Below are 4158 nucleotides of genomic sequence, written 5' to 3' on the forward strand. Positions count from 1 at the left end.
TGTCTACGTAGGTCTTTTCGGTTTCCGCTACGGGTCACCCGTCCGGGATTCACCCGAGGTCTCCTACACCGAGCTGGAGTTCCGCACCGCGGCTGATCTCGGCCTGCGTCGGCTGGCGTTCCTGCTGGACGAGAAGGCGAACGTCCCTGCGGAGGCCGTCATCGACCTCGACCACGGGCCACGCCAGGCCGCCTTCCGGCGCCACGTGATGGACACTGACGTCACCGTCAATCTTTTCACCACCCCGGACGGCCTCGAACGAGCGCTCTACCAGGCGTTGGTCGAGCTTCGCCCGGCCAGCGCAGGCATTGGGACCGATGGGTCGCCGAACCCCGGACCGATGAACATGGCTCCGGAACTGACGCGGGTACCGATTGCGCGCCCGGAACTGTCCCGGCCGCTGGTTGATCTGCTGTGTTCGGACGACGGCCGGCCGGTGGGGATGACCACGGCGCTGCACGGTGCCGGTGGGCTGGGCAAGACGACACTTGCGCAGGCCCTGTGCGCCGATCCCGAGGTGCGGGAGTGGTTCTGCGATGGCATCCTGTGGTCAACCCTCGGGGAACAGATCTCAGGGCCGGATCTCGCGGGGCGCGTCAACCAGCTCGCCGAGGTGCTCGATGGGCGCCGCCCTACATTCGTCGACCCGATGCAGGCCGGGCGTCATCTGGGCCGACTCCTCGAACGCCGGACGCAGACACGCCGGACTGACGACGGCGCAGGGGGAACATCCCGTTATCTGCTGGTCGTGGACGACGTGTGGCGAACCGACCAGATCGCACCCTTCCTGATCGGTGGGCGGGGCTGCGTTCGGCTGGTGACGACCCGCATTCCCACCGTCATTCCAGCTGACGCGCGAACGGTCGCGGTCGACGAAATGTCACGTGGCCAGGCACGTGATCTGCTTACGACGGGTCTGGCCCGCGACGCCGTCGCGGGCGCGGACCTGTCGGGACTGCTGTCGATGACGGGCGGCTGGCCGGTCCTGCTCTCATTGGTCAACGGCCAACTCCGGGCCCGGACGAATGCCGGCGCGACCCTTTCCGAAGCCGTCGCCTGGGTGGAACGCGGTCCGGGGTACCGCCCCGTACCACTGCGTTCCGGCCTGCAGCCGTCCGGTCCACCGATTTCCGATCCACCAGTCACCGGTCTACCAGGGGCCAGTCCGTCGCCGGCCGTCCTACCGCGGCCCAGTCCACCGCGGCTTGCACCGCCGTCCGACCGCAGCCCGTCACCGCTTGCGGACGGCGATTCGCGGTCCGATGCCGTCAGCTCCGCGGTCTCGGCCAGTCTGACCCTGATCGGCGACGATCGGCTGCCGCTGGTCACAGCACTCGCCGTCTTCGGTGAGGACGTGACGATCCCGCACGTAACGCTCGAACGATTCTGGGCCCAACTGGCCCGATTCACCCACCTGCACCAGCTGAGCCCACAGGACAGCGGCCGCCTGCGCGACGACCTGCTCCGCCTCTCACTCGCGACCGCGACCGGTACGGCCGGCACGGACGGGACGGCTGCCCAAGGGCTACGCCTGCATGACGACATCCGCCGCGCGCTGCGCCATGAGCACTCCACCGGTCGACCTGATGGCGACGCCCGTCGATTAGGACTGCTGCACCGCACTCTGGTGGACGCGCACCGCGCAGGCGTCCCGACCGAGCCGGACGGACGTACCGCCTGGTGGGCGCTCCCACCCGATGAGCCCTACCTGTGGAATCACCTCGCCGAACACCTTCATCTAGCCAGCGTGGGTGCCGACCCGACCGGCGACCCGACCGGCGACCCGACCGGCGACCCGACCGGCGACCCGGCAAGGGTCGAGCTGGACACGCTGGTCATCGACCTACGATGGGTCACAGCCCGCCTACGGCTACATGGCGTCGCTGCGATCAACGCCGACCTGGCGTTGGCCCGGGATCCGCGCGCGGCCCTGCTGCGAACCCGTATCGAACAGAACGCATACCTGCTGGAGCCGACCGACCCCGCACACGCCCAGGCGGCCACCCTCGTCAGCCGGCTCTGGGACGACCCGGACTTCGGTGCGGCCGCCCGGGCCTTCAGCGCAGCCCAGCCGGTCGGGCGTCTCACCCCCGCCTGGCCGATGCCCGACCTCCCGGACCCGGCCCTGCTGCGTGTTCTCCCGGGTAACCCACGCGTTGTCGTCGATATCGCGACCAGTCCGAATGGCCGATGGGTTGCGGTGTCGGGTTCGGATATCTCCGTACATATCAGCGAAACAACCCGCGGCCGCCGGACGGAAGTCTTCCCGCCGGTGGGCAGTGGGCCGATCGCGTCCATCCGGTTCACCCCCGATTCACAATCGGTCTTCATCACCACCATAGGACGCTTCCTGCATCGACTGGACGTCGACAACGGGGCCCTCACCACGGTCCGCCGGTGCGCAGGCGGCCATGCACCGCTGCTCGACCCCACCGGCCGGTGGTATGCCTACACCGACCAGGACTCACTCCGGGTGCTCGATGTCGACACCGGCCAGGAGCGCCACGTCATCCGGGGGATCATGGGCGCGAAGCCGCTGACATTCAGCCCGGACGGGAGCCACATCGTCTGTGCCGGCGGCAAGGTCGGGGTCTTCTATTTCGCAAACCTCTCCACCGGTGTGTGCCAGGCGCGGCGGATAAAAGTGAATCCGCGCGATTGCGTGACACTGAGCGCAGACGGTTCACGGCTCGTCGTAGGCGAGGAAAACGGGCGGATAGTCGTCACGGAATGGTCCACCGGGACGGTGACTCAGGTGTTTTCCGGGCATACCGGAAAAGTGCGGTCGCTGGCTGCGCATCCCGTTCACGACTGGGTGCTCTCGGGTGGCGACGACGGAACTGTCCGGGTCTGGGACCTCTCTGACGACGACCGGCGGGCAGTCCTGCGTGGACACTCCGGGCCGGTGACCGCGGTCGCCTTCAACGACAACGGAAACATAGCGTCGGCGAGCGAGGACACGACCGTCCGGTTGTGGGACAGCTCCCGCGCCTGGCCTGCGACCGGGATCGCGGCCCGCTCCGTCGAAGTTCCCGCCTTCGCGGGCAGTCTCGCCGCTGTGGCGACGAGCCCGAGCGACGGCTGGTTCGCCGCCGCGCACCATGGCGGCGTCCACCTGGTGGATTCGTCCAGCAGGACCGAACAGCGGGTCCTGGCCGGTGCCGGGATCACGTCGCTGGCGGTCAGCCGGGACGGCACGATCATAGCTCTGGCCGGTGAGGACCGCTACATCCGCGTCTACGGGACCGAGTCCGGTGAACTGCTTGCCAGCATGCCGTCCATCAGCCCACCCGTCCAGGTCGTGATCAGTCATTATGATCAGTACATGGCCTTTGCGGGACGGCTCGGCCGGTGGATCCACGTCAGGCGCCTGGCGTCGCTCGCCAACGATACGAAGCGGCTACGGATTCGGCGGCCCACGACCACATCCCTGCACTGTGACCAGTACATTCGCGCGATCGACATCGCCGATGACGAGAAGACCCTGATTTCCGTCGACGGCACCGGCACATTCCGGCGGTGGAGCCTCCCGGCCGGCCGGCCACTCGCCACCACCACGTGGGAAGGATTCACGGTGGAGGTGATGAAGCTGGCGCCAGGCGGTCACGATGTCGTGTGCGGGTCGGCCGACGGTGATATTCACGTTTTCGATCTCGGCACCGGGTCGGCGACCAGAACACTGGCCGGTCACGCGGGCCAGGTGACCGATCTCGCCTTCACACGTGACGGAAGATATTTCGCGACCACCGGTGGCGACCAGTCCGTGCGGATATGGCAGGCCGGTTCATTCGAATGCGTGGCCGCGTTGAAGGTCGACGGGCCGTTGAGCTCGGTCGCGTGGTACTCGACAGGCGACCGACTTGTCGTCGGCGGAGACGGTGGCCTCTATGTGTTCGACCTCGTCCATCATCCCCGGTTCTGATCGGCCCTGGCCCGTTCCGGCGGCCAAGCCGCCGGACCTGCGCGACCGGGCCTGTGTGCGAGCGACTCCCGTCCTGGTGTGCAACATGCATACCAGGACGGGAGTCGACGAGGTATTCTGATTGCATGCCACAGATCGCCGTCCGGCTGGACGAAGCCGAGGTAGCCGCGCTCGACACGATGGTGTCGTCGGGGCGCTATCACTCACGCGCCGAGGCCGTCCGCGCGGCCCTCCAC

Annotated in this window: 1 protein-coding gene; it reads left to right on the top strand. The window is 67.9% G+C overall.

Features of this window, described 5'->3' with window-relative positions; genetic code table 11:
* Positions 1-3922: NB-ARC domain-containing protein (locus U9980_RS23795; RefSeq protein WP_322769973.1), on the top strand; the 3922-nt coding region annotated here is incomplete at its 5' end.
* Positions 3923-4158 lie beyond the last annotated feature (236 nt).

This window comes from Protofrankia sp. Cr1, from assembly GCF_963555865.1.
GTDB lineage: Bacteria > Actinomycetota > Actinomycetes > Frankiales > Frankiaceae > Protofrankia.